The organism is Nocardia sp. NBC_01503 (assembly GCF_036327755.1).
In the GTDB taxonomy this organism is placed as follows: Bacteria; Actinomycetota; Actinomycetes; order Mycobacteriales; family Mycobacteriaceae; genus Nocardia.
Genome location: NZ_CP109596.1, coordinates 1,094,937 through 1,120,482, shown reverse-complemented (window position 1 = coordinate 1,120,482; position 25,546 = coordinate 1,094,937). Strand labels below are relative to the sequence as shown.

Here is a 25,546-nt window from a genome sequence, read left to right as displayed (position 1 = left end):
TGCCCACGCGGCGGGGTCCGAGCACCTATATTGACGCGGGGGCGAATTGCCCCGGTTCGACGTAAGGAGTCCCGGTGCGCAGCACGCTGTTCGTCATGTCCGTCCTAGGCGCGGCAACCGTTTTCGCCCCGCTGGCCTCGGCCCAGCCGCCCGCCGGTGACTCCGCGGTGAAGGTGCAGGCCGTGTACGGCGTCGAACAGTTCCCCATCGCGGGCGTCACCGCCGATGTCACCCCGTGCGCGGGCGGCGCGGCCACCACCGTCACCACCGCGACAGACGGCAGCGCCACCTACACCGGCGGCTCGGGCTGCTATCGCGTCCAGGTCGCCACCCCGTCCGGCTGTGCGCTCGACGGTGATGCCGCCCAGCAGGTGAGCACGGTCCCGGGCATCACCCCGACCGCCACCTTCCGCTTCCGCTGCGCATAGCGGTTCACCACCGCACAAACCATCCGGCCGGTCACCGCCGGGTGCGCACCGAACCGAGTCATGGGCAAAGTCACTGCCCCTGACCTGCATGCGCATTTGCTGTTAATCTCGCAAACAGTTAGCTGTTAGTTCTGCTGAAGCGCGAGAAGCGTTCGATCACCGGTGAGAGGGTGACGAAGATGGGCGCGAAGTTCGCGTTGGTGCAACCCATGGGCGTGACTGCGATGCCGGATATACGGCGGTACACGGGGGTTGTCGAGGCGACCTCAGCATTCCTCGGTGCGGTGATCGCCGGATTGTTGCTCATGGCCCCACTCGATCTGGCCTGGACCCAGCAGGGGCAACTGGAGCTCGACCTGCTGATCTTGAATATGCCGCGGGCGGCCGCCGCCGGCGCCATGTTCGCGGTCATCGCCGCGGCGCTCGCGGTGGTGCTGGGACGGCGCACCGCGTGGGTCGTAGCCTTCGGGAGTGCCGCGATTCTGCTCGGCGATCACCTGTGGAATGTGAACAACGCGCTCACCGGAACACTCATCACCGTCAACTACGTCGATTCGATCTTCGGCGGAATTCTGCTGGGGGCTCTCACCGTCGCGGTCTTCGGCCGGCCCATCGCCACTGCCGCCTTTCTCGTCGGCGCACTCTCCAGCATTCTGATCGGCGATCTCACCGCGCTGCCCGCCTCGGGCGGATCTCCCACTTCGCTCGTCGAATGGGCAGCCGGCGGGACCCCGCCGCTGTGGCTTTTGGTGCTCGCGGTGGCGGCCCTGGCGGTGGGTGCCGGAATTCAACGCGCGGAACCGAAATCGGAGGAGGAGAACGGCGGCGATCTGCCTATCGGCCCGATCCTGTCCGCGCTGTTCCTGGTGGGTATGACCGCGGTGTCCACCGAATGGCTGGTCAAACACGCGGGGACACCGATGCAGATCGCGCTCGTCGTGGTGGGCACGGTGGCGGTCGCGCTGCTCGGCGCGCTCCTGCTGCCGGGTCGCGACGGCGCGGTGGTGCTCACGGCGGTGGCCGTGGCCAACTCCGGTAGCGCCATCATCGCGGTGCCGCGACCGGACTGGAGTGTGCCGCTACCGCTGTTCGCCGTGGTGGCGGGCTTCTATGCCGGACGCCGATGGGGTTCACCGCTGCTCGGGCTGTTCGGCTCCGCGGCGCTCGGTGTCTTCGCCACGGTGACCTCGGCGCTCGGACTTACCGACATGATCGTCCCGCTGTTGGGCATCACGGCGGTGGGCGCACTGCTGGGCTACTGCTTCGCGGATGCGGCGGATTCCCGGTCGGCCGGAAGCACCGCGGTGGCCCTGGCGGTCCTGCTGGTGCCGTGCCTGGTGGTCGCCTTGCGCGGTAGCGGCTTCGAACGCGTCGCCTACTCGCCACGCTGGTATCGGGATCCGTCGGCGGGGGCGATCTCGGCGGTACCCGGTTGGGTGTCGGTGGCGGTCAGCCTGGGCTGTGCGATCGGACTGGTGCTGCTCTACCGGCTGCGGCCACTCGATCACCTGCCGAAGCGGCCGTTCACCCAGTTCAGCGCATCCGCGTAGGACGCCTCCAGGACACCTCGGTGATCCACCCCGGGATAGGCGCGATACTGCACCGGACGACCGGCCGCGCGCTGCCGCACCACCATGGCGTCGGTCGCGAGGGCGGGGACGGTGGTATCCGCCCGGCCCTGCAGAACCAGTAGCGGCTGTGAGAAAGCCAGTGTGCTGGGGTCGTTCTCATTCAGGACGCGGGTGAGGACGCTCGTATCCCCGCCGGGGGAGAAGACCTCACCCGGCGGAACACCGCCCCACTCCTGTGAATCACGCAGCTGCGCAATACATCCGGAGTCGGCCAGGGAAACCATCGCCGCCGTGCGCGGGGTGAGAAAGCGCGCCGGATCGACATCGGTGACCGTCTGCGCACCACGAATGATCAAGGGCAGGAACGCCGTTCCGCCCCCGGTGAGCGGCGCCAGCGCGGTGGCCGCGCCCGCCGTCGTCGCCATCTGGGTGGCCTGCAATCCGATGCCCTGATGTGAGGCCGGGGCCAGCGCCACCGCACCCAGCAACTGCAACTCCGGCGCCCACTGCTGGGCCTGCGCATCGGTGAAAACCGCCGCCTGGCCACCCTGTGAATGCCCCACGGCCACCCAGCGGGTTCCGATCTCCGGGTCGACTTCCCTTGCGGCCCTGGCCATATCGGTGACGGCGCGCTGCTCCGCGGTGCCGATCAGATATCCGTGCGGTCCCGGCGTGCCCAGCCCCTGATAGTCGGTCTGCGCGACCGCGTATCCCGCGGCGATCCACTGCGCCTGCACCTTTCGCACCAGCGAGGTGTAGTCGTGCGCCGGGAAATCCGGGGAGGTGTCGTGCGATGGGGCGCAGGAATCATCCACCCCGGTGGTGCCGTGTGCCCACGAGATCAGCGGCCATCCACCCGGTGGCGCCTGTCCGTCCGGTACCGCGAGGGTGCCCGATACCGCCACCGAACCGCCGCGCATATCCACGGACCGGTACAGCACCAGGTAGTTGCGCGCGCCCTCGACTCCGGGATCGCCGTCGATCGGCCGCAGCTGGATCACCGAGCCGTGCGCCCCGACGAGCCTGTCCTCGGGCGGGGTGTAGAACGCCGCCACATCACTGGTCTCCTCGGCCATCGAAATGCTGGTCACGGGCGTCGCATGCCCGGGCGCGACGGCTATGAACATCCCCGCGATTCCCGCCAGCGCCGTGCCCGCGATCAGCCCGGTCCGCCGCGCATGTCGCCTCTGCGGTAGGTCTCCGCACCCCTCCTGGATGTCCGACATGCCCAGAAGATACCGGTCTGTTGGTCAATTGAGCGGCAAGGCCACACACCCTAGCGAGTGTCGGTGGCCCTGCCGTCGTAGGCGGCCCGGGCCGCGGTGATCTCGGAGATATTCGCGTACGACCAGGCCCGCAAGCCCGCCACCGCCGTCGCCAGACTGCGGCCGAGCGGGGTCAGCGAGTACTCCACCGTCACCGGCACCGTCGCGAAGACCTGACGCTCGACGATGCCGTCCCGCTCCAGTGCGCGCAGGGTCTGGGTGAGCATCTTCTGCGTGATGCCCTGAATCCGCCTGCGCAACTCCGAGAAACGCTGGGTGCCCGGCTCCAGTGCCAGCAGCACCAGACCGGTCCAGCGCTCGCCGACCCGATCGAAAACCTGCCGCGTCGGGCAGTTGATATTGAAGACATCCCACTCCGGAGTGCCCTCTACCTCGATGGTTTCCACCAGGTACCTATACCACTTCAGACTGCCTTCTTCCGCTTGGATACCGGGCTTCCTACCGTCGAAGCCAGCGACAGAGGAGGAAATATGAAGGCGCAGACCGCCACCGCGGACGACCGGGTGATCACCCGCACCGATGTTCCCGAACCCGAGCCCGCCGACCACGAAGCGGTGATCGCGGTCGAGGCGTTCTCGGTCAATCGCGGCGACTACTTCGCGCTCACCGGCGTGTACGGAACCGAGCCGATCCCGGGCCGGGTACCCGGTCAGGATGTGGCCGGGCGCATTGTCCGCGCCGCCGCGGACGGCAGCGGTCCCGTCGCTACCACGCACGCCACCACCATCGACGGCGCACCCTTCACCAACCACGTAGCCATCGTCTTCCGAATCAGCAACGGCCGCATAGCCGAAGCCCGCGAATACTTCGACACCGCGTACGTCGGCCGCCTGCTGTTCGGGCCGGTGCGGCGAAATCGATAGCGGTGACCAATTGGACGGGCTCCCAACAGGTTTGCCGGGTCGCTCGCGGGCAGCGTGATTCGGGTGCGGAACAGATAAGGCCCCGACCGGCGAATGCTGGTCGGGGCCTTACGTTCTGGTGCCCTCGGCAGGATTCGAACCTGCGGCCTTCTGCTCCGGAGGCAGACGCTCTATCCCCTGAGCTACGAGGGCGGGGGTGGACCCCCTCGGACTTCTCGACTTTCCGAGTGGGCTGGGAAAGCGTATCGCATTGGCTGCGCTGCGCCAAAAAGGCGGGTGGACCGGGCGTTTTGAGGGACGCCCGGTGCGATGGTCAGTTGAAGGGGAGAGGATCCGCGTGGCGCTCGGCGAGCATTTGGGTCATCAGCGTGGCTTCGCTGGACTGGGTTTTCACCATGGAGTCGGCCAGTGAACGGACCACCTCTACGTCAGCACGCTGGGCGGCGTATTCGGCCATGGGCATGCCGCCCTGATGATGACGCAGCATCAGTTGCAGGAACATGATGTCCAAGGCCGGGCCGGTGGCCTGGCGCAAGGCGGCGAGCTCTTCCGTGGAGGCCATACCGGGCATGGCGGCTACCGGGCCCGAATGTTCCGCGGTACCGCTGTGATGATGTGCGGACATATCGGTCATCCAGCCCATGTAGCCGCCCACCGACAGCTGCGGTTCACCCCAGCTCTGCAGCCAACCCTGCATGCGGCCCGCCTGATTCTCCTGGGTGGTGAGAATGTCGTAGGCCAGGCGCTTCACCGCGGGATCGGTGGAGCCGTCGTAGGCCAGCGCCGACATCTCCACCGCCTGCAGATGATGCACAGACATGTCCTGGCTGAAGCCGATATCCACCGCACTCGGCTTTTGGCTCGAATCCTGCTGCTTGCCCACCAGCAGGCCCGCCGCGAAACCGGTCAGCAGCACGGCGATTACGCCGAGGACCAGCAGTACGGACCGCTGGCTGCGGTGCGGTGGCGCCACGGGTTCGGTGGTTTCGGAGTCACCGGGCGCGCTCGCGTTCGATACGGATGATGTCATCACTGCCCCTGAACTGGTTGCTGTTCGTCGGTGGGTGCGGGAATGCTCGGGATACCGCCGGGCAGCGTCGGATCGCCGCCGGGTACGGTCGCGTCGCCGCCGGGTGCGGTCGCGTCACCACCGGGCAGGGACTGGAGGCCACCGGGCAGGCCACTCGGGAGATTCGGGATGCCGCCCGGATTCTGGCCCATGCCACCGAGTTCGGTGGTGTCGGCGGTCAGACCCTTACCGTCCATCGGCACCGCGTCCGCGCCCGGTTTGGACGGATCGAACGGCGGCGGATTGGTGGTGTCGAAGGTCGGGTTCGCGCAGCTGGCACCGACCTCGGGGTAGGTGTTCGAGTTCAGGCGCAGGTCCTTGATGAACCGGTCCAGCCGGGAATCGGTGACGCTCTGCAGCTTGAGCTGATGGCCCCACGACTGCAGCGAGATCGGCGTATCCAGACCCGGGTACGGCGACATCAACATGTACTGCTGGCCTTCGACCTTCTTCTTCAGCGTGTCGATGGTCGCGGCGTCGACCTTGTCCGGGTTGTAGGTGATCCAGACCGCACCGTGCTCCAGTGAATGCACGGCATTCTCCGAGCGGATGGCCTTGGTATACACATTGCCCATGCACGCCGCCCACGAACCGTCATGCGGGCCACCGAAGGGCGGAGCCTGGTCATAGGCGACGCGCTGGGTGGGGGCCACGTGCAGACCGGCCGGGTACTCCTTCTTCACCACGCCGTCGATGTACGCGGAGGGATTCTTGATCTCCTCCTTGGCGTTGTACTTCGGCACCAGGAATGCGGCGATTCCGCCGATCAGCGCCAGGACGGCCACCACCGCGGCAATGGTCATCCACGGAATGTTCCGCTTCACGGGCAGTTTGCCCCCGGTACCGCCCTTACGGAACTGACCGGACGATTTGCCCGCGGCTTTAATGGCCTTGGCCGACTTGGCACTGGTCCTGCTCGGCATAACTAGTTGTGCTCTCTTCGACGTGTTCGGACAATCAAGCGATGCGGCCGCATCGTTTGCTGGGCGCCTGCCCGTGAGGTGCCCGCGCGCGGCGTACACCTGCTCAGACCATAGGATAGTGACTCGTGACTCCAGCTGACCTTGCAGATCTCCTTCGCGCAACCGCGGCGAAGGTACTTGTCGAACGTGGATCCGACCCTTCGGTCCTGCCCGACGAGGTCAAGGTGGAGCGTCCCCGCAACCCCGAGCACGGTGACTATGCCACGAATGTGGCCATGCAGGTAGGCAAGCGGGCCGGAATGAACCCGCGCGACTTTGCGAATCTGCTCGCCGAGGCGCTCGGCCAGGCCGAGGGCATCGAGGTCGCCGAGGTCGCCGGACCGGGCTTTCTGAACATCCGCCTGGCCAAGGCCGCCCAGGGCGCGATCGTGGAGAACATCCTCGCCGCGGGTCCGAAGTACGGCACCGGTGACGCCCTCGCCGGGACCAAGATCAACCTGGAGTTCGTCTCCGCCAACCCGACCGGACCCATCCACCTCGGTGGCACCCGCTGGGCCGCCGTCGGTGACGCGCTCGGCCGCATTCTGTCGGCCCAGGGCGCGGAGGTCACCCGCGAGTACTACTTCAACGACCACGGCGCGCAGATCGACCGCTTCGCCAACTCCCTGGTCGCGGCCGCCACCGGTCAGCCCACCCCCGAGGACGGCTACGGCGGCGCGTACATCAAGGAGATCGCCGACACCATCGTCGCGGCGAACCCGGGCGCCGCCGAACTGCCAGAGACCGAACGGCACGAACTGTTCCGCCGCGAAGGCGTCGAGCTGATGTTCGCGCAGATCAAGCAGAACCTGCACGACTTCGGCGTCGACTTCGACGTGTACTTCAACGAGAGCTCGCTGTTCGCCTCCGGCGCGGTCGACAAGGCCATCCAGACGCTCAAGGACTCCGGCAAGCTCTACGAGAAGGACGGCGCCTGGTGGATCGCCTCCACCGAGTACGGCGATGACAAGGACCGCGTTGTCATCAAGAGCGACGGCAATTCGGCGTACATCGGCGGCGATATCGCCTACTTCCAGAACAAGCGTGCGCGCGGATTCGACCTGTGCATCTACATGCTGGGCGCGGACCACCACGGCTACATCGGCCGTTTGAAGGCCGCCGCCGCCGCGTTCGGCGACAACCCGGACACCGTCGAGGTGCTCATCGGCCAGATGGTGAATCTGCTCGAAGGCGATGTGGCAGTGCGTATGTCCAAGCGCGCGGGCACCGTGGTCACCCTGGACGATCTGGTCGAGGCGATCGGCGTGGATGCCGCCCGCTACTCGCTGGTGCGCTCCTCGGTGAACTCCAGCATCGATATCGATCTGGACCTGTGGACAAAACAGGACACCGAGAATCCGCTGTACTACGTGCAGTACGCGCACGCGCGCACCAACAACATCATCGGCAACTCCGCCGCCTTCGACTTCGCCTCGGTCACACCGGATTTCAGTGAGATGACCGCCGATCGCGAAGGCGCGCTGATCCGTACGCTCGGCGAGTACCCGCGTGTGCTGACCACCGCCGCCGAGATGCGCGAACCGCATCGCGTGGTCCGCTACCTGGAAGAGCTCGCGGGTGTGTACCACCCCTTCCAGTCCGATAAGGAGATGCGGGTGCTCCCCATGGGAGACGAACCCGTCACCCCCCGTAATGCCGCTCGCCTCGAGCTGGTCAAAGCCACCCGTCAGGTTCTCGCCAACGGCCTCGGCCTGCTAGGCGTCACTGCCCCGGAGCGTATGTAAATGAGTGCACATCCCGCCGGTCCCCGCCACGCGGACATCCCGCCCACTCAGAATCTTCCTGAGCGGCCGGAGAATTCGCAGCAGATGATCACGCTGCCCGCGAATGTGTGGCCGCGCAACGCTTCTCGTGATGCCGAGGGTGTCGTCCAGCTCGCCGGGGTGCCCGTGCACGAGCTGGCCGCCGAGTTCGGCACCCCGCTGTTCGTCATCGACGAGGACGACTTCCGTTCGCGCTGCCGCGATATGGTGCGCGCGTTCGGTGAGGGCGCGCGAGTGCACTACGCCTCCAAGGCTTTCCTCTCCGGTGAGATCGCCCGCTGGATTCGCGACGAGGGCCTGCACCTGGATGTCTGCTCCGGCGGCGAGCTCGCGGTGGCGCTGCACGCGGGTTTCCCGGCCGAGCGAATCGCCCTGCACGGCAACAACAAATCGGTTCCCGAACTGGAGACCGCGGTGGCGACCGGCGTCGGTCATATCGTGCTCGACTCGCTGATCGAGATCGAACGCCTGGAGGCCGTCGCCAAGTCCGCCGACAAGGTCGCCGATGTGCTGGTGCGCGTCACCGTCGGCGTGGAAGCCCATACGCACGAATACATTTCGACCGCGCACGAGGATCAGAAGTTCGGCTTCTCGATCGCCAGCGGTGATGCCATGCAGGCCATCGCCCGCGTCTTCGAGTCCGACAACCTGCGCCTGGTGGGCCTGCACAGCCATATCGGCTCGCAGATCTTCGAGATCGACGGTTTCGAGATCTCCACCCGCCGCATGCTGGGCCTGCTGCGCGAGGCCGCCGACAAGTTCGGCATGGAGCGCGCCGCGCAGATCAGTGTGCTGGATCTCGGCGGCGGCCTTGGTATTTCGTACCTACCGCATGAGGATCCGCCGTCCCTGGACGATTTCGCCTCGAAGCTGCGCCGCATCGTCGCCGAGGAGGCCGAGCGGGCGGGTCTGCCCGTGCCGACCATCGCGGTCGAGCCGGGCCGCGCCATCGCCGGACCTGGCACGGTCACCCTGTACGAGGTCGGCACCACCAAGGATGTGGTGCTGGACGCGGGCGCGCGCCGCCGCTATGTCAGCATCGACGGCGGTATGAGCGACAATATCCGGCCCGCCCTCTACCAGGCCGAATACGATTGCCGCCTGGTTTCGCGCTCCAGCGAGGCCGTCCCGGTGGTCGCTCGGGTGGTCGGAAAGCATTGCGAGAGTGGGGATATCGTCATTCGCGATACCTGGCTCCCGGCTGATGTCGGTCCGGGCGACCTGGTTGCGGTGGCGGCGACCGGCGCGTACTGCTACTCGATGTCGAGCCGTTACAACATGCTCACCCGGCCCGCCGTGGTCGCGGTGCGAGACGGTAAGGCGCGCTTGATCCTTCGCCGCGAGACGGTGGAGGACCTACTCAGCTTGGAGGTGAATGCATGACCGCCACGGCAGGCCGTGAAAAGGACACAGCAGTGAAGACCGGCGTGTGGGGATCGGACCATCCCATCGGAATCGCGGTGCTCGGTATGGGCACGGTCGGCACCGAAGTGGTTCGCATCATTCGCAACCAGGCCGAGGATCTGTGCAATCGCGTCGGCGCCCCCGTCGTACTGCGCGGGGTATCGGTTCGCGATCTGAGCAAGGACCGCGGTATCCCGGCCGAGTTGCTCACCACCGATGCCGAGGCCCTGGTCGCGCGCGACGATGTGGACATCGTGGTCGAGGTCATGGGAGGTATCGATCCGGCGCGCAAGCTGATCAAGACCGCCCTCGAGGCCGGAAAGTCCGTGGTCACCGCGAACAAGGCGCTGCTCGCCGATCACACCGGTGAACTGGCCTCGGCCGCCGAGGCGCACCGCGCCGACCTGTACTTCGAGGCCGCCGTCGCCGGTGCGATTCCGGTCGTGCGCCCGCTCATCCAGTCGCTCTCCGGTGACCGGGTGAACCGTGTGGTCGGCATTGTCAACGGCACCACCAACTTCATCCTCTCGGCCATGGCCGAGACCGGCGCGGCCTACGCCGATGTGCTGGCCGAGGCCACCCGCCTGGGCTACGCCGAGGCCGATCCGACCGCCGATGTCGAGGGCTACGACGCCGCCGCCAAGGCCGCCATCCTCGCCTCGGTCGCCTTCCACACCCGCGTGACCTCGGCCGATGTCTACCGCGAGGGCATCTCCCAGATCACCGCAGAGGATCTCGAGACCGCCGCCGCCGTGGGCTGCACCGTCAAACTGCTGGCCATGGCCGAGCGCGTCACCGATGAGGGCGGCAAGGAGTCCATCTCCGTGCGCGTCTACCCGGCCCTCATTCCGCGCAAGCACCCGCTGGCCTCGGTCAGCGGTGCGTTCAATGCCGTCGTGGTGGAGGCCGAGAACTCCGGCCGCCTGATGTTCTACGGGCAGGGCGCGGGCGGCGCGCCGACCGCATCGGCCGTCATGGGCGATCTGGTGATGGCGGCGCGCAACAAGTTCTACGGTGGCCGGGCGCCGGGCGAGTCGGTTTATGCTGAGCTGCCGATCGCCTCGATCGGCGACACCCCCACCCGCTATCACGTGAATATGCAGGTCGCCGACCGCACCGGCGTATTGCGGGCGGTCGCGGGCGAATTCGCCAAGCACGGGGTCAGCATTTCGACGGTCCGCCAGGAAGGTCATGACGCGGGCGCTCGCCTGGTCGTGGTGACCCACCATGCGCGGGAATCGGACCTGGCAGATACCGTTGCCGCGTTGGCCGAATTGGACTCCGTCACATCCGTGACCAGTGTTCTGAGATTGGAAGGCACCGAGGAATGAGTACGACAGCGAGGGCCGCGGCGAGCCGCGAATCCGGCACCGCCGCCCCCTGGCCCGGTCTGATCGCCGCGTACCGGGATCGACTCCCGCTCGGCGCCGACTGGGAGCCGGTCACGCTGTTCGAGGGCGGCACCCCGCTGGTCGCCGCCACGCACCTGTCGGAGCTCACCGGCTGCGAGGTGTACCTCAAGGTCGAGGGCGCGAACCCGACCGGTTCCTTCAAGGACCGCGGTATGACCATGGCCATGACCGAGGCCAAGGCCAGCGGTAAGAAGGCCGTGCTCTGCGCCTCCACCGGCAATACCTCGGCCTCGGCCGCCGCCTACGCCACCCGCGCGGGCCTGCACTGCGCGGTGCTGATTCCGCAGGGCAAGATCGCCATGGGCAAGCTGGCGCAGGCGGTCATGTTGGGCGCGAAGATCATTCAGGTCGAGGGCAACTTCGACGACTGCCTGGAGCTGGCGCGCAAGGTCACCGCGGAGTTCCCCGAGGTCGGACTCGTGAACTCGGTCAACCCGTTCCGTATCGAGGGCCAGAAGACCGCCGCCTTCGAGATCGTGGACGTGCTGGGCAAGGCCCCCGATGTGCATGTGCTCCCGGTCGGTAACGCGGGCAATATCACCGCGTACTGGAAGGGCTACAGCGAGTACTTCGCCGACGGCATCACCACCTCGCGCCCGCGCATGCTCGGCGTGCAGGCCGCGGGCGCCGCGCCGCTGGTGCACGGCGCGCCGGTGAAGGATCCCGAGACCATCGCCACCGCGATTCGCATCGGCGCTCCGGCGTCGTGGAATCAGGCCATGGCCGCCAAGGAGGAGTCCGGTGGTGCGTTCCGCGCGGCCACCGATGAGGAGATCCTCGAGGCGTACCGCCTGGTCGCCAGCACCGAGGGCGTCTTCGTCGAGCCCGCCTCGGCCGCCTCGGTCGCCGGTCTGCTCGCCGCCCGCAAGGAAGGCTGGATGGAGGCCGGTCTCACCGTGGTCTGCACCGTGACCGGCAACGGCCTCAAGGATCCCGACAATGCCCTCAAGGGCATGCCGGAGATCACCCCGATCCAGGTCGATCCGATCGCCGTGGCCCGTGAACTCGAGCTGGGCTGAATTGAATTCGCGCGAAGGTCAGTTGATGACCAGGACCCTGCCCGCCGGAATCACCGTCACCGTGCGGGTTCCGGCGTCTAGCGCCAATCTGGGTCCTGGATTCGATACGCTCGGCATCGCTCTGGGGCTGTATGACGAGATCGTGGTCGCCACCACCGATACCGGGCTGAACATCCGGGTCGAGGGTGAGGGTGCGGACGATGTGCCCTGGGGCCCTTCACATCTCGTCGTGCGCGCCATCGAACGCGGTCTGCAGGCCGCGGGCGTCTGGGCGGACGGCCTGGACGTGCTGTGCCGCAACGTGATTCCGCATTCGCGGGGGCTGGGTTCCTCGGCCTCCGCGGTGGTCGGCGGTTTGGCCGCCGGTCGCGGTCTGGCCGCGAAATTCGATGCGGCGCTGGCCTATGACGATGAGGTCATGGTGCAGCTCGCGGCCGAATTCGAGGGCCACCCGGACAACTCCTCGGCCAGCGTGCTGGGCGGAATCGTGGTGTCCTGGACCGAAACCGACCGCCTCGCAGACGAAAACGGCTTGGCGGATCACCATACGCGCGCCTACCGCGCGGTGCGGCTGGAACCGCACCCCGCATTGCGTCCCGTGGTGCTGATTCCCGAAGAGCGGTCCTCCACCGCGCACACCCGCGGGCTGCTGCCGGACAAGGTCCCGCACGCCGACGCGGCCTTCAACGCCAGCCGCGCCGCACTCGCCGTCGTGGCCCTCACGCAACGCCCTGACCTGCTGCTCCCCGCCACTGCGGACCGGCTACACCAGGGCTATCGGGCCGCCGCGCTGCCGCTCACCACCAAGTGGATCGAGCGTCTGCGCGAGGCGGGTATCGCCGCCACCGTATCGGGCGCGGGTCCGACCATTTTGGCCCTCGGGACCAGCGAATTCCCTGCGGAACTGCGTGAACTCGCGATCGCCGACGGCCTGCGCGTGCTCGAGCCGGGCATCGCCGACGGCGTCTTGGTGGATTGACAGCGCGCCTGCCTTGCCGATGTAAAGGTCGAGAGCTATCCTGAGCGAGTCCGTACATCGTGCGCGTCAGACGCCGGTGCTTCATCAGGGCAAATCGCTCCAGAGGCTCCTTGCTCAGGCTTGAGGCTTGAGGCTCGAAACTTGGGGGTAGCCAGTTCACTGGAATGATCTCTCCCACCTTTTCACTCGGTGGCGAAGCCCACGCGGTGGTACCCCCACCAATCCGGCGCAGCACGCGATACGGCATCCGAGTCCGGCATACGACCGGACTGCAGGAGGAACCCTCGAACAGGCACACGGCAGTCGAGGGAAGGAAAGGATTTCCGTGACAGATACGGACCTGCTCGCGACACCCGGGGTGGAAAGTGATTCAACCTCCTCGGATCGCGAAAGTGAATCCGGACAGATTTCGAAGATGAGCGAACACACTGACATCGCACGATCGGGGCTGACTGGAATGTTGTTGCCGCAGTTGCGTGCGCTTGCGGGGGAACTCGGTATTCGAGGCACTTCCGGAATGCGTAAGGGTGATCTCATCGCCGCCATCAAGGAGAATCAGTCCGGTGGCGCCAAGGCGACCGCGGCGGTCGGCAAGGCCACCACCGCGCGAAATGCCAAGGGCAAGGGCGATACCGCGCCGACCGGCGGCGAATCCGCGCCGGCCGATGCCGCTCCCGCGAAGGCCGTCAAGGCCGAGAATGCTCCCGCGCAGGACGAGAAGTCCTCCGCGAAGGTCGAGAACGTACGGGCCAAGACCGACGTTCCGACGTACAACTCCGCACCCGCTCGGGAGAGCGCGGACAAGACCGCCGAGCCGCGTGCGGACAAGCGGGACGAGGGCGACAACGCCCGCGCCGAGGGCGGCGACGACAGCCGTGACGGTGGCCAGCGTGGCCGCGGTCGCCAGCGTCGGGGCCGCGACCAGCGCGCCGAACAGCGCACCGGTGCCGGCAATGCCAATGCCGAGGCCACTGCCTCGGAGACCACCTCCACCGGCGAGTCCAAGCCGGAATCCGAGGGTGGTGAGCGTCGCCGCGAGCGCAATAACAACCAGCAGTCCGGCGGCGGGAACCAGCAGAACAACCAGAACGGCACCGCGCGCGGCGGCAACAACAACGACCGCGACCGCAATCGCGGACCCGTCGCCGATGACGACGAGGAAGGCGGCCGCGGTCGCCGGGGCCGTCGCTTCCGCGAGCGTCGCCGTGGGCGCGATCGCGATGGCGCGCCGGGCGAAACCAGCCGGGAGAGCCGGGAATTGGAGATCCGCGAGGACGATGTCCTGCAGCCGGTCGCCGGAATTCTCGATGTGCTCGACAACTACGCGTTCGTCCGCACCTCCGGCTACCTGGCCGGCCCGAACGACGTGTACGTGTCGATGAACCTGGTCCGCAAGAACGGCCTGCGCCGCGGTGACGCCATCACCGGTGCGGTCCGCGCTCCGCGGGACGGCGATCAGAGCAATCAGCGGCAGAAGTTCGATCCGCTGGTGCGCCTGGACACCATCAACGGCTCGGATATCGAATCCGCCAAGCGCCGTCCGGAGTTCCAGAAGCTCACCCCGCTGTACCCGAATCAGCGACTGCGGCTGGAGACCCAGCCGAACAAGCTGACCACGCGCATCATCGATCTGATCATGCCGATCGGTAAGGGTCAGCGCGCGCTGATCGTGTCCCCGCCCAAGGCGGGTAAGACCACGATCATGCAGGACATCGCGAATGCCATCGCGGTCAACAATCCCGAGTGCTACCTCATGGTCGTGCTGGTGGACGAGCGTCCCGAGGAAGTGACCGATATGCAGCGCTCCGTGCGCGGCGAGGTCATCGCCTCCACGTTCGACCGCCCGCCGGGCGATCACACCTCGGTCGCCGAGCTCGCCATCGAGCGCGCCAAGCGCCTGGTGGAGATGGGCCAGGACGTCGTCGTACTGCTCGACTCGATCACCCGATTGGGCCGTGCGTACAACAACTCGTCCCCGGCCTCGGGCCGAATCCTTTCCGGTGGTGTGGATTCCACCGCGCTGTACCCGCCCAAGCGGTTCCTCGGCGCGGCCCGCAATATCGAGAACGGCGGCTCGCTCACCATTATCGCGACCGCGATGGTGGAGACCGGTTCCACCGGTGACACGGTCATCTTCGAGGAGTTCAAGGGCACGGGTAATGCCGAGCTCAAGCTCGATCGCAAGATCGCCGAGCGCCGCGTGTTCCCGGCGGTCGACGTCAACCCGTCCGGCACCCGCCGCGACGATCTGCTGATGTCACCCGATGAGGCGGGCGTGCTGCACAAGCTGCGGCGCGTGCTCTCGGGCCTGGATTCGCATCAGGCCATCGACCTGCTCGTGGATCGACTCAAGAAGACCAAGAGCAATGCCGAATTCCTGATGACCGTTTCGAAGACCGCCCCCAACGCGATCGACGAATAAGGTTCGTACGCAGGCGATTTCGCCCCGTATAGCTCGGCTACAGCCCCACTCCGGTGGGGCTGTAGCCGTTTCACGGGTAGGTACGTGGGTAGTCGCCTCGGATCCCGGCGCGGGCTGTAGAACGCCATGCCGATGAGCGCCGCCCCGAAGATCATGAAGGCGAGAATGGACGCGGTCACGGCCCCGGACTGCGCGTCCGGGGCCGTGACCGCTGTGTAGGTGAGCGTGCCGTCCCCGTGTGGCGGGGTTGGGGCCAGGGTCTGGTTCCCCGCCGCACGACCGGACTTCTCTGGAGCGGCACACCACCCCACGATCACGATCAGAGCCAGTACTCCCAGGACCACCCCTGCGGCGATCTCCGCATCCTTCCTGGTCACAGCTGCCCTTCCCGTAGTCGCGAGGCCCTCACCTGCGACTACTCTATGAACAACGGTGTTCGCATTCTTGAGTAGCGAACTACTCGTCTTCAGCCTGGCTCGAGGACCGCGAACTTGCGTGCCCACAGTTTCTTGGGGGATACACGAAACCGACCTGTTGGTTGGTTCAACGCCCGCCGGGACCCTCCCGGAATTTTTCGCGCCCCGGCATTGTCTATACTTTCCGTTTGGCAACCATGCCTAGTCGGTTCCGGTTCACGCCTCGCGAGGCGACCCGGCGCCATTCGAAAGGACACCATGAAGGCAGGAATTCACCCCACGTACGTCGATACGACGGTCGTGTGCGGCTGCGGCAACACCTTCCAGACCAAGAGCACCAAGGAGTCCGGCCAGATCACGGTCGAAGTCTGCTCCCAGTGCCACCCGTTCTACACGGGCAAGCAGAAGATCCTGGACACCGGTGGCCGCGTGGCTCGCTTCGAGGCTCGCTACGGCAAGCGTGCGAAGGCCAACGAAGCCAACTAGCTACTCTGACGACGCCCGTCCTGTGCAAACAGGCCGGGCGTCGCTGCATTTTCTGCCTCCGCTTCGCTCCGGCGGTTCGCGGCCCTCGTGACCCCGGTTCTTCCCTCCTCCGCTCCTCCGCTTCGCTCCCCCGCTCCGTCAGTCCAGAACCGGGGCGGGCCGCGAACTCGGGGTGGTGTAGCCCTCAGTCCTATCGAAGGAGCAACCGCGATGGCCGACAAGTCCGCGGCCCCGAATGCGATCGACGACATTCTGGCCGAGTACGGCGCACTCGAAGCCCAGCTGGCCGATCCCGACCTGCACAACAACCCCGGTGCGGCCCGCCGCGTCGGCAAGCGCTTCGCCGAACTCGGGCCCATCATGTCGGCCCATAAGAAACTCACCGCCACGCGCGATGATCTGGCCGCGGCCGAAGAACTCGCCGCCGACGACTCGTCCTTCGCCGCCGAGATCCCCGGCCTGCGCGCACAGGTCGAGGAGTTGGAGAAGACGCTCACCGATCTGCTCGCCCCGCGCGACCCGCACGACGCGGATGATGTTGTGCTGGAAGTGAAATCGGGTGAAGGCGGCGAGGAATCCGCGCTCTTCGCCTCCGATCTGGCGCGCATGTACATCCGGTACGCCGAACGGCACGGCTGGAAGGTCGAGGTCCTCGACGCCAATATCACCGATATGGGCGGCTACAAAGAGGCAACCATCTCCATCAAGGCCAAGGAACCGTCCCTGGACGGGGTCTGGTCCAAGCTCAAATTCGAGGGCGGCGTGCACCGCGTACAGCGCGTCCCCGTCACCGAATCGCAGGGCCGCATCCACACCTCCGCCGCCGGTGTCCTGGTGTACCCCGAGCCCGACGAGGTCGAAGAGGTGCAGATCGACGACAAGGATCTGCGCGTCGACGTGTACCGCTCCTCCGGTAAGGGCGGCCAAGGCGTCAACACCACCGACTCCGCCGTGCGCATCACCCACCTACCCACCGGCATCGTCGTGACCTGCCAGAACGAGCGCTCACAGCTGCAGAACAAGATGCGCGCCATGCAGGTGCTGGGTGCGCGGTTGCAGGCCCTCGCCGAGGAGCAGGCCGATCAGGAAGCCGCCGCCGGGCGCGCCTCGCAGATCCGCACCGTCGACCGCTCCGAGCGCATCCGCACCTACAACTTCCCCGAGAACCGCATCGCCGACCACCGCATCGGCTTCAAGGCGCACAACCTCGATTCGGTCCTGGACGGCAACCTCGAAGACCTCTTCCAGGCACTCGGCGAAGCCGACCGCGCCGCCCGCCTCGCCGCCGAATAAGACGCGCCGTAGCGGGTCCCGGCAACCGCCGGGTTCGAGACGGGACAACTGATTTCGTGAGAAAATGGGTAACTCCTGGGGTACCCCCAGAACGCGAGTGGCACCTGGCCGGCGGCCCGGTACGGAAGGAACGAGGCTCCCACTGATCGGCAAGAGTTCCGGGGAGGCGGCGCGGCACCGCGCGCCATTGCGTCCAGCGATCCGCGAGGCCATCGACAAACTGGAGTCCGCCGGGGTGCGCAGCCCCGGAGCGGATGCGGAATACCTTGCGGCACATGTCTTGGGCGTGGACCGCATGCGCTTGGCATTGGTTCCGATGGTGACCGCCGAACAGTTGGACGAATTCCGCCGTCTTGTTGCCCGCCGCGCGGAACACATTCCCTTGCAACACCTTACGGGCACGGCCGCCATGGGTGAGATCGATCTGGCGGTCGGGCCCGGCGTCTTCATCCCGCGCCCGGAGACCGAACTGCTCTTCGCCTGGGCGCTGGCCCAGCTCGAGGCGGTGGGCCACGAACACCAGCCCGTCGTGGTCGACCTGTGCACCGGTTCAGGGGCTTTGGCGCTGGCTATCGCACACGCCCGCCCCGACGCCCAGGTGCACGCGGTGGAACTCGACTCCGAGGCGCTGGCCTGGGCGCGCCGCAATGCCCTGCAACTCGCGGACGAGGGCGATACCCCCATTGATCTGCACAATGCCGATGTCACCGATCCGGCTCTGCTGGAGCGGCTCTCGGGCAAGGTCGACATCGTCGTCTCCAACCCGCCCTATATCCCCGAATCCGCGCAACTGGATCCCGAAGTGGCAGACCACGATCCCCACCGCGCCCTCTTCGGCGGCCCCGACGGCCTCTCGGTAATCCGCCCCATGATCCCCAACATCGCCCGCCTCCTCCGCCCTGGCGGCGCGGTAGCCATCGAGCACGACGACACCAACGGCTCCGGCGTAGCGGCTCTTCTGGCTGCCGCAGGCTTCACCTCGGTAGTCGAACACCCCGACCTCGCTGGCAAACCCCGCTTTGTAGTGGCGCATCACCCTGCCTGAAGCGATCGATTCCATCCCGGGGCCTTCGTAGCCGAACCCCGCTGGGACTGAGGGTGGCTGCAGGGTCCGGCTACGGAGGCCCCGGGTACCTCCCGTCCCCACCCCGAGCCACATCCCCTTCGCCACCACATCCGAATACCCCCGCGACGATGGCCGAGCCCAGCAGCCATGCCAAGATGTCAGCCGTGAGTACCGTCTACGACTGTGCCGATTCCGATTCGCGGGCCGCGGGGTTGATCGCGGCGCGGAGTGCGCTGAAATCCGGACGGTTGGCTGTGATTCCCACCGATACGTTGTACGGGCTGGCCGCCGACGCGTTCGACAGTCAGGCTGTCGGCGCGCTGCTCGCCGCCAAGCGGCGGGGGCGGGATATGCCGGTGCCGGTGCTGGTCGGGTCGTGGAACACGATCGACGGGCTGGTGTTCTCGGTGCGGCCGCAGGCGCGGGAATTGATTCGCGCGTTCTGGCCGGGCGGGCTGAGTCTCGTTGTGCAGCAGGCGCCTTCGCTGGCCTGGGACCTGGGGGATACCCGGGGGACGGTCATGCTGCGGATGCCGTTGCATCCGGTCGCGCTGGAGGTGCTGCGCGAGGTCGGGCCACTGGCGGTATCGAGTGCGAACGTTTCGGGGCAGCCGCCCGCGAAGACGGTCGACGAGGCCAAGGCCCAGCTCGGCGATCTCGTCGGGGTGTACCTCGACGGCGGTCCGGCCGATCACGCGATCGCCTCCACCATCGTGGATCTGACTTCCGATATGCCGCGCATTCTGCGCGAGGGTGCCGTCCCCACCGAGAAGGTGGCGGAGGTCCTCGGCATGTCGCCGGAGGAGCTGCTTTCCCAGAGCGCGCGGTGACGGCCCGATAGATGCTGTTGAGTCAGGGCGTTTTCAGCCAGGGCGCGGTCGTCCCGCTGCGGGAGCTGCTGCTGGTGCTGTTCGTCGCGTCGGTGGTGACCTTCCTGAGCACCGGCGGAATCCGGGTGGCCGCCATCGCCTTCGGCGCGGTGGCCGTTCCGCGTGAGCGTGACGTCCATGTGAAGCCGGTCCCGCGCATGGGCGGTCTCGGCATCTACCTGGGTGTGGTCGCGGCCGTGCTGTTCGCGCACCAGTTGCCGGCCCTGCGCCGCGGATTCGACTATCCCAAGGACATTCCGGCGGTGCTGGCGGCGGGCACGCTGATCGTGCTGGTCGGCATAATCGACGACCGCTGGGGCTTGGACGCGCTCACCAAATTCGTCGGTCAGGTGACCGCCGCCGGGGTGATGGCGGTCATGGGCCTGTCCTGGGTGGCCATCTACAACCCCTTCACCAATGAGACCGTGGTGCTGGATCCGCTGCAGGGCGGTCTGGTCACCGTCGGCATCACCGTCACCTTGATCAACGCCATGAATTTCGTGGACGGTCTGGACGGTTTGGCCGCGGGCCTGGGTTTCATCGCGTCGGTGGCGGTTTTCGTCTTCAGCGTCGGTCTGCTCTACGAAGTGGGCGGTTCCACCGATACGTATCCGCCCGCGCTGCTGGCCGCCGCGCTGGCGGGCGGTTGCCTGGGATTTCTCGCGCACAATTTTCAGCCCGCGCGAATATTCATGGGCGATACCGGTTCCATGCTCATCGGATTGGTGCTGGCCGCGGTCTCCACGGGTGCTTCGGGCCGAATTCCGTTGCAGGGTTACGGCCCGCGCGACATCGTCGGTCTGCTGTCGCCGCTGTTGCTGGTGGGCGCGGTCATGTTCATTCCGGTACTTGATCTTGTTTTGGCCATCGTGCGCCGAGTTCGCGCGGGTGTGAGTTTCTCCACCCCGGACAAAATGCATCTGCATCACCGTTTGCTGCAGATCGGGCATTCGCATCGCCGCGTGGTGTTGTTGATCTACTTGTGGGTGAGCGTCTTCGCATTCGGCGCGGTCGGCACGTCACTGATGGATCGCCGCGTGGTGGTGTTGCTCTTCGCCGCGGGCCTGGTCTTCGCCCTGATCGTCACGTCGGTGCCGTCCTGGCGCGACCTCACCGATCGGGCCACGCGTAAACCACCGCGCGGCCCGGACGCGACCGCCCGGTAGAGTTCGCTGTCGTGAGCACGTCTTCCACCCCCGGTCCCGACGCCCCGCTGCGGGCGGCCCTGCGCTACGGCCTCATGGGATTGGCTGTGCTGGTGGTGGTTTCGGCAATTCTGTCGTCGATCATCGCCGGCATGCCCGGTCTGTGGGGCGCGTTGATCGGCGCCGCCATCGGCGGCGGCTTCATTCTCACCACCGCCGCCTCGGTGCTTTTCAGCGCGAAAATCGAGTCCGGTTTACAGGGCATCGTGATCCTGGGCAGCTGGGTCGGCAAGATCGTGCTGGTGCTGGCCATCGTCGCCATTTTGAAGCGATTCGACTTCTACAGCCCCGTCGCGCTCTTCCTCACGGTCGTCGGCGCACTGCTCATCGTGCTCGGTGCGGAGACGTACGGCCTTCTGCGGCAACGGGTTCCGACCGTCGAGACGGAGCGTGAGCTCTAACTCCGACACAGTTCACTGCCTGTTTAGGCCACCCCCTACACGTTGTCGTAGATAACTTGATAAACTCTTTACTTGTAGCCGACCGAAGCACAAGGGGGGGTCACCTGAGACCCACCTGAGAGCAGGTTATGCTTACTGCCGTACCGGACCCTTCGGGTCACCGGTTCTGCACCGTCGACGATGTCGCCGACGCGCGTACAGACGCCCGGGCGCAAGCCCCTCAGCTGCTGACGAACTTCGAGCCGACCTGAGTCGACCACCAGATCGTCAATGTCCGATCGAACCGCGGGAAAAGGATTTCCCGCGGCCCGACCACGGGAGAGAACGCTGAGCGTCACCATTTTGGCGGGCGAGTTCCACGCGCCGTCGCTTAACGACTTCTTCCCTCCAGCAGTGCTGTTCGAGGGGACGCCTTTCGAGCTCGACCGTTTGATGCTCGTTCGCATCATCATGGCGGCCGTTCTCTTGATCGTGATGCTCGCGGCTTTCCGTCGTCCGCGGCTTGTTCCGCGCGGTCTGCAGAATGTCGCCGAATCCGGTCTGGTGTTCGTGAAGGAACAGATCTGCGATGAGGTGCTGGGCAAGGAAACCGGTAAGAAGTTCTTCCCGCTCATCGCGTCGATCTTCTTCACCGTGCTGTTCCTGAACTTCTCCAGCGTCATTCCGGGCCTGAACATCTCGTCCAATGCGCGCATCGGTATGCCGCTGGTGCTGGCCGTCGTCGCCTACCTGACGTTCAACTACGTCGGTATCAAGAAGTACGGCTTCCTGAAATACATGCGCTCGAGCATCGTGGTGCCGAATGTGCCGCCCGCACTGCACGTGCTGCTGATTCCGATCGAGTTCATCTCGACCTTCGTACTGCGTCCGTTCACGCTGACCGTCCGTCTTATGGCGAATATGCTGGCCGGCCACATCATGTTGGTGCTGTTCTTCAGCGCCACCCAGTTCTTCCTGTTCGACGCCGCCTCGTGGATGAAGGTGTTCTCCCCGTTCTCGCTTATCGCGGGCCTCGGCTTCACCCTCTTCGAACTGCTGGTTGTCGTTCTGCAGGCCTACGTGTTCGCACTGCTGACCGCTGTGTACATCGGTCTGGCGCAGCACGCCGACTCTCACTGACCGACCACATAGCAAGAACCACAAACCTGCTTCACACGCCGCCCCGGCGGGTGGGCGACAGAAAGGGAATGGAACACACATGAGCACCCTCTCGTACCTGGCTGCTGAAGTTGCCGAATCCAAGTCCAAGGGCTTCGGCGCCATCGGCTACGGCCTCGCTGCGATCGGCCCCGGCATCGGTGTAGGAATCGTCGTCGGTAAGGCCATCGAGGGCATCGCCCGTCAGCCCGAGCTGCAGGGCACCATCCGGACCACCATGTTCCTGGGCATCGCGTTCACCGAGGCCCTGGCGCTGATCGGTCTCGTCGCCGGCTTCATTTTCTGATTCCGGCAAAGACTTAGGAATCAACGATGAACAGCATTTATTTGCTCGCGGCCGAGGAGGATATCAATCCCCTCGTCCCCAAGACCTATGACATTGTCTGGTCTGCGATCGTCTTCATCGTTATCGCTTTTGTCTTCGCCAAGTACGTCGTCCCGCGCCTGACCAAGGTGCTGGACGAGCGCACGGAGAAGATCGAGGGCGGTATCGCCAAGGCCGAGGCCGTGCAGGCCGAGGCGCAGGCCACCCTGCAGCAGTATCAGGAGCAGTTGGCCGAGGCTCGCCTCGAGGCCGCGCGCATTCGTGAGGAAGCGCGCACTCAGGGCCAGACCATCCTGGCGCAGCTGCGTGCCGATGCGCAGGCCGAGGCCGACCGCATCGTGGCGTCGGGTCACACCCAGCTGGAGGCACAGCGCCAGCAGATCGTGACCGAACTGCGTTCCGAGCTCGGCCGCACCGCGGTCGACCTGGCCGAGAAGATCATCGGTCAGTCGGTGGCCGACGAGGCCAAGCAGGCGGCGTCGATCGACCGGTTCCTCCAGGAGCTGGACGCGAACGCCGGCATCGGGGTCGGAAGGTAACGAACCGAAAGTGGGAAGCATGTACGCAGCGAGCCGTGAGGCGAGCTCCCGTGCGCGGGAAGCTCTTCGGGCCGCTCTGACCGGAAGCGACACCGTCGCGGCCACGACGGGCTCCGAACTGTTCGCCGTTGTCGCCGTCCTCGACGACCAGCGCTCGCTGCGTGTGGCGCTCGCGGATAAGTCGGTGTCCAGCTCGGCCCGCGCCGAATTGGCCGAGCGCCTCTTCGGCGGCAAGGTCAGCGGAGCCACCCAGACGGTGCTGACCACCGCGGTGGCACAGGACTGGTCCCGTTCCCGCGATCTGGTCGACAGCCTGGTGCTGCTCGGCCGCGAAGCGCTGCTGCGCGCCGCGGAGGATCGCGGCCGCCTCGGCGCCGTCGAGGACGAGCTGTTCCGCCTGGGCCGGATCGTCGAAGACAACCCCGTGCTGGAGCAGGCGCTGACCGATCACGGCAAGCCGCTCGCGGCCAAGCGTGAACTGGTCCAGCGTCTGCTCGCGGGCAAGGTCGAGGAGATCACCCTCGAACTGGTCCAGCAGGCGGTCGCCCGCAGCAAGAAGGGCGATATCGGCGAGGCCTTCGACCACCTGTCCGATCTGGCGGCGTCGCTCCGGGATCAGATCGTGGCGCATGTGCGCTCCGCGTCGACCCTGACGACCCAGCAGCGTGAGCACCTGGCGGCTTCGCTTCAGCGCATCTACGACAAGCCCGTCACGGTGCACGTGCAGGAAGACCCGAGCCTGCTGGCCGGCGTCGTCGTGCGCGTGGGCGACGACCTGATCGACGGCAGCGCCGTCGGCCGACTGCAGCGCTTGCGCCAGTCGCTGGCCTGACGCCAGCGACCCGGCCTGACAAGCGCACCAACACACCGACATTCGAGACCACAGCGAGAGCAGGAAGAACATGGCGGAGCTGACGATCTCCCCCGATGAGATCCGTAGCGCGATCGAGAGCTACACCCAGAGCTACACCCCGGAAACCTCCATCGAGGAAGTGGGCGTCGTCACCGACACCGGCGACGGCATTGCCCACATCAGCGGCCTCCCCGGCGCGATGGCGAACGAGCTGCTGGAATTCCCCGGCGGCGTGCTCGGCGTCGCGCTGAACCTGGAGGACACCGAAATCGGTGCCGTCGTCCTGGGTGAGTTCGACACCATCGAGGAGGGCCAGCAGGTCCGTCGTACCGGCGACGTGCTCTCGGTCCCGGTGGGCGACAACTTCCTCGGCCGCGTGGTTAACCCGCTGGGCGCCCCGATCGACGGCCTCGGCGAGATCGAGTCCGACGAGCGTCGCGTGCTCGAGCTGCAGGCCGCCACCGTGCTGGAGCGCCAGCCCGTCGGCGAGCCCCTCGCGACCGGTATCACCGCGATCGACGCCCTGACCGCCATCGGCCGCGGCCAGCGTCAGCTCGTCATCGGCGACCGCAAGACCGGTAAGACCGCGGTCTGCGTCGACGCCATCATCAACCAGAAGGCCAACTGGGCCTCGGGCGATCCGTCGAAGCAGGTGCGCTGCATCTACGTCGCGATCGGCCAGAAGGGTTCCACCATCGCGGGCGTCAAGGCCGCGCTGGAGGCCCACGGCGCGATGGAGTACACCACCATCGTCGCGGCCCCCGCGTCGGACTCCGCCGGCTTCAAATGGCTTGCGCCGTACACCGGTTCGGCCATCGGCCAGCACTGGATGTACCAGGGCAAGCACGTTCTGATCGTGTTCGACGACCTGTCCAAGCAGGCGGAGGCGTACCGCGCCATCTCGCTGCTGCTGCGTCGCCCGCCGGGCCGCGAGGCGTACCCGGGTGACGTCTTCTACCTGCACTCCCGTCTGCTGGAGCGTTGCGCGAAGCTCTCCGATGAGCTCGGTGCCGGTTCCATGACCGCGCTGCCGATCATCGAGACCAAGGCCAACGACGTGTCGGCGTTCATTCCGACCAACGTCATCTCCATCACCGACGGCCAGGTGTTCCTGGAGTCGGACCTCTTCAACAAGGGTGTCCGTCCGGCCATCAACGTCGGTATCTCGGTCTCCCGTGTCGGTGGCGCCGCGCAGACCAAGGCCATGAAGCAGGTCTCCGGTTCGCTGCGTCTGGAGCTGGCCTCCTACCGCGAGCTCGAGGCGTTCTCCGCCTTCGCCTCCGATCTGGACGCGGCCTCGCTGGCGCAGCTGGAGCGCGGCGCGCGCTGGGTCGAGCTGCTCAAGCAGGACCAGTACGCCCCGGTTTCGGTTGAGGATCAGGTTGTTTCGCTGTTCCTGGTCGACGCCGGCTACTACGACTCGGTTCCGGTCGACGATGTGCGCCGCTTCAACGTCGAGCTGCTGGAGTACCTGCACAGCTCGGTGCAGGCTTCCTTCGACGCCCTCGCGGGTGGTTCGAAGAAGCTCGAGGGCGAGAACGCGGAGTCGTTCAAGGTCGCGACCGACAAGTTCAAGCAGGGCTTCCTGGCTTCGGACGGCAGCCGTGTCGTGAACGAGGCCGAGGCCGGTCAGCTGGATCACGAAGAGGTCGAGTCGCTGTCCGTCACTCGCAAGCACGTCGAGAAGTAAGAACGGCGAAGCACATGCGACTGTCTGACTCGAGGAATGAAGGGAG

Annotated in this window: 24 protein-coding genes and 1 tRNA gene; 20 read left to right on the top strand and 5 right to left on the bottom strand. The window is 66.4% G+C overall.

From position 1 onward, the window contains the following. Positions 1-74: 74 nt before the first annotated feature. Positions 75-428, top strand: a complete 354-nt coding sequence (locus tag OHB26_RS05255) for a hypothetical protein (RefSeq protein WP_330183104.1) — start codon at positions 75-77, stop codon at positions 426-428. Between the two features lie 179 nt (positions 429-607). Continuing rightward, positions 608-1,978: a hypothetical protein gene (locus OHB26_RS05250; protein ID WP_330183103.1), complete on the top strand. Its 1,371-nt coding sequence runs from the start codon at positions 608-610 to the stop codon at positions 1,976-1,978. Here OHB26_RS05250 and OHB26_RS05245 read toward each other — a convergent pair. Next, positions 1,933-3,225, bottom strand: coding sequence for an alpha/beta hydrolase family protein (locus OHB26_RS05245; RefSeq protein WP_330183102.1), 1,293 nt, complete (start codon positions 3,223-3,225; stop codon positions 1,933-1,935). The two genes, OHB26_RS05250 and OHB26_RS05245, sit on opposite strands and share 46 nt — an antisense overlap. Positions 3,226-3,275: 50 nt before the next feature. Then, complete coding sequence (locus OHB26_RS05240) at positions 3,276-3,671, bottom strand: winged helix-turn-helix transcriptional regulator (RefSeq protein ID WP_330183101.1); 396 nt, start codon at positions 3,669-3,671, stop codon at positions 3,276-3,278. 84 nt (positions 3,672-3,755) lie between these two features. On the opposite strand from OHB26_RS05240, the gene OHB26_RS05235 reads away from it, so the two are divergent. Then, positions 3,756-4,148, top strand: coding sequence for an alcohol dehydrogenase catalytic domain-containing protein (locus OHB26_RS05235; protein WP_330183100.1), 393 nt, complete (start codon positions 3,756-3,758; stop codon positions 4,146-4,148). 116 nt (positions 4,149-4,264) lie between these two features. Here the strand turns inward: OHB26_RS05235 and OHB26_RS05230 are convergent. The 3 genes from OHB26_RS05230 to OHB26_RS05220 form a co-directional block, all read right to left on the bottom strand. After that, a tRNA-Arg gene (locus OHB26_RS05230) sits at positions 4,265-4,340 on the bottom strand. A 121-nt stretch (positions 4,341-4,461) separates the two neighbouring features. Next, on the bottom strand, positions 4,462-5,178 hold the full coding sequence (locus OHB26_RS05225) for a DUF305 domain-containing protein (RefSeq protein ID WP_330183099.1): 717 nt from the start codon (positions 5,176-5,178) through the stop codon (positions 4,462-4,464). After that, entirely contained in the window at positions 5,178-6,140 is a 963-nt protein-coding gene (locus OHB26_RS05220) for a DUF3105 domain-containing protein (RefSeq protein ID WP_330183098.1), read from the bottom strand. Before OHB26_RS05220 ends, OHB26_RS05225 begins: the two co-directional genes overlap by 1 nt. A gap of 125 nt (positions 6,141-6,265) precedes the next feature. Between OHB26_RS05220 and argS the strand changes: the two genes are divergently transcribed. The 17 genes from argS to atpA all read left to right on the top strand — a co-directional run bounded on the left by argS (position 6,266) and on the right by atpA (position 25,500). Continuing rightward, entirely contained in the window at positions 6,266-7,924 is a 1,659-nt protein-coding gene (gene argS / locus OHB26_RS05215) for an arginine--tRNA ligase (protein WP_330183097.1), read from the top strand. Continuing rightward, positions 7,925-9,346: a diaminopimelate decarboxylase gene (gene lysA, locus OHB26_RS05210; RefSeq protein ID WP_330183096.1), complete on the top strand. Its 1,422-nt coding sequence runs from the start codon at positions 7,925-7,927 to the stop codon at positions 9,344-9,346. Next, positions 9,343-10,698, top strand: coding sequence for a homoserine dehydrogenase (locus tag OHB26_RS05205; protein WP_330183095.1), 1,356 nt, complete (start codon positions 9,343-9,345; stop codon positions 10,696-10,698). Before lysA ends, OHB26_RS05205 begins: the two co-directional genes overlap by 4 nt. Continuing rightward, complete coding sequence (gene thrC, locus OHB26_RS05200) at positions 10,695-11,798, top strand: threonine synthase (RefSeq protein ID WP_330183094.1); 1,104 nt, start codon at positions 10,695-10,697, stop codon at positions 11,796-11,798. Before OHB26_RS05205 ends, thrC begins: the two co-directional genes overlap by 4 nt. A 25-nt stretch (positions 11,799-11,823) precedes the next feature. After that, positions 11,824-12,777: a homoserine kinase gene (gene thrB / locus OHB26_RS05195; protein WP_330183093.1), complete on the top strand. Its 954-nt coding sequence runs from the start codon at positions 11,824-11,826 to the stop codon at positions 12,775-12,777. Positions 12,778-13,102: 325 nt separating this feature from the next. Next, positions 13,103-15,199 carry a transcription termination factor Rho gene (gene rho / locus OHB26_RS05190; RefSeq protein ID WP_330183092.1) on the top strand — a complete coding sequence of 699 codons (2,097 nt, stop codon included), beginning with the start codon at positions 13,103-13,105 and terminating at the stop codon, positions 15,197-15,199. 674 nt (positions 15,200-15,873) lie between these two features. Beyond that, positions 15,874-16,101, top strand: coding sequence for a 50S ribosomal protein L31 (gene rpmE / locus OHB26_RS05185; protein ID WP_330183091.1), 228 nt, complete (start codon positions 15,874-15,876; stop codon positions 16,099-16,101). A 210-nt stretch (positions 16,102-16,311) separates the two neighbouring features. After that, positions 16,312-17,394 (top strand): peptide chain release factor 1, encoded by a 1,083-nt coding sequence (gene prfA, locus OHB26_RS05180; RefSeq protein ID WP_330183090.1) that lies wholly within the window; start codon positions 16,312-16,314, stop codon positions 17,392-17,394. Between the two features lie 187 nt (positions 17,395-17,581). Beyond that, positions 17,582-18,439, top strand: coding sequence for a peptide chain release factor N(5)-glutamine methyltransferase (gene prmC / locus OHB26_RS05175; RefSeq protein ID WP_330183089.1), 858 nt, complete (start codon positions 17,582-17,584; stop codon positions 18,437-18,439). A gap of 185 nt (positions 18,440-18,624) precedes the next feature. Beyond that, a complete protein-coding gene (locus OHB26_RS05170) occupies positions 18,625-19,290 on the top strand; it encodes an L-threonylcarbamoyladenylate synthase (protein ID WP_330185501.1) in 666 nt (221 codons plus the stop codon). 11 nt (positions 19,291-19,301) lie between these two features. Then, entirely contained in the window at positions 19,302-20,495 is a 1,194-nt protein-coding gene (locus OHB26_RS05165) for a glycosyltransferase family 4 protein (RefSeq protein ID WP_330183088.1), read from the top strand. Positions 20,496-20,506: 11 nt separating this feature from the next. Beyond that, positions 20,507-20,935 (top strand): hypothetical protein, encoded by a 429-nt coding sequence (locus tag OHB26_RS05160; RefSeq protein WP_330183087.1) that lies wholly within the window; start codon positions 20,507-20,509, stop codon positions 20,933-20,935. Positions 20,936-21,205: 270 nt separating this feature from the next. Further along, the gene (gene atpB, locus OHB26_RS05155) at positions 21,206-22,054 is read left to right on the top strand and encodes a F0F1 ATP synthase subunit A (protein WP_330183086.1); all 849 of its coding nucleotides are present in this window, start codon (positions 21,206-21,208) and stop codon (positions 22,052-22,054) included. A 79-nt stretch (positions 22,055-22,133) separates the two neighbouring features. Further along, a complete protein-coding gene (locus OHB26_RS05150; RefSeq protein ID WP_067562316.1) occupies positions 22,134-22,379 on the top strand; it encodes an ATP synthase F0 subunit C in 246 nt (81 codons plus the stop codon). A gap of 26 nt (positions 22,380-22,405) precedes the next feature. Continuing rightward, positions 22,406-22,957 carry a F0F1 ATP synthase subunit B gene (locus OHB26_RS05145; RefSeq protein ID WP_330183085.1) on the top strand — a complete coding sequence of 184 codons (552 nt, stop codon included), beginning with the start codon at positions 22,406-22,408 and terminating at the stop codon, positions 22,955-22,957. A gap of 19 nt (positions 22,958-22,976) precedes the next feature. After that, positions 22,977-23,789, top strand: coding sequence for a F0F1 ATP synthase subunit delta (locus tag OHB26_RS05140; RefSeq protein WP_067562321.1), 813 nt, complete (start codon positions 22,977-22,979; stop codon positions 23,787-23,789). 70 nt (positions 23,790-23,859) lie between these two features. Beyond that, positions 23,860-25,500 (top strand): F0F1 ATP synthase subunit alpha, encoded by a 1,641-nt coding sequence (gene atpA / locus OHB26_RS05135; RefSeq protein ID WP_330183084.1) that lies wholly within the window; start codon positions 23,860-23,862, stop codon positions 25,498-25,500. Positions 25,501-25,546: the final 46 nt, after the last annotated feature.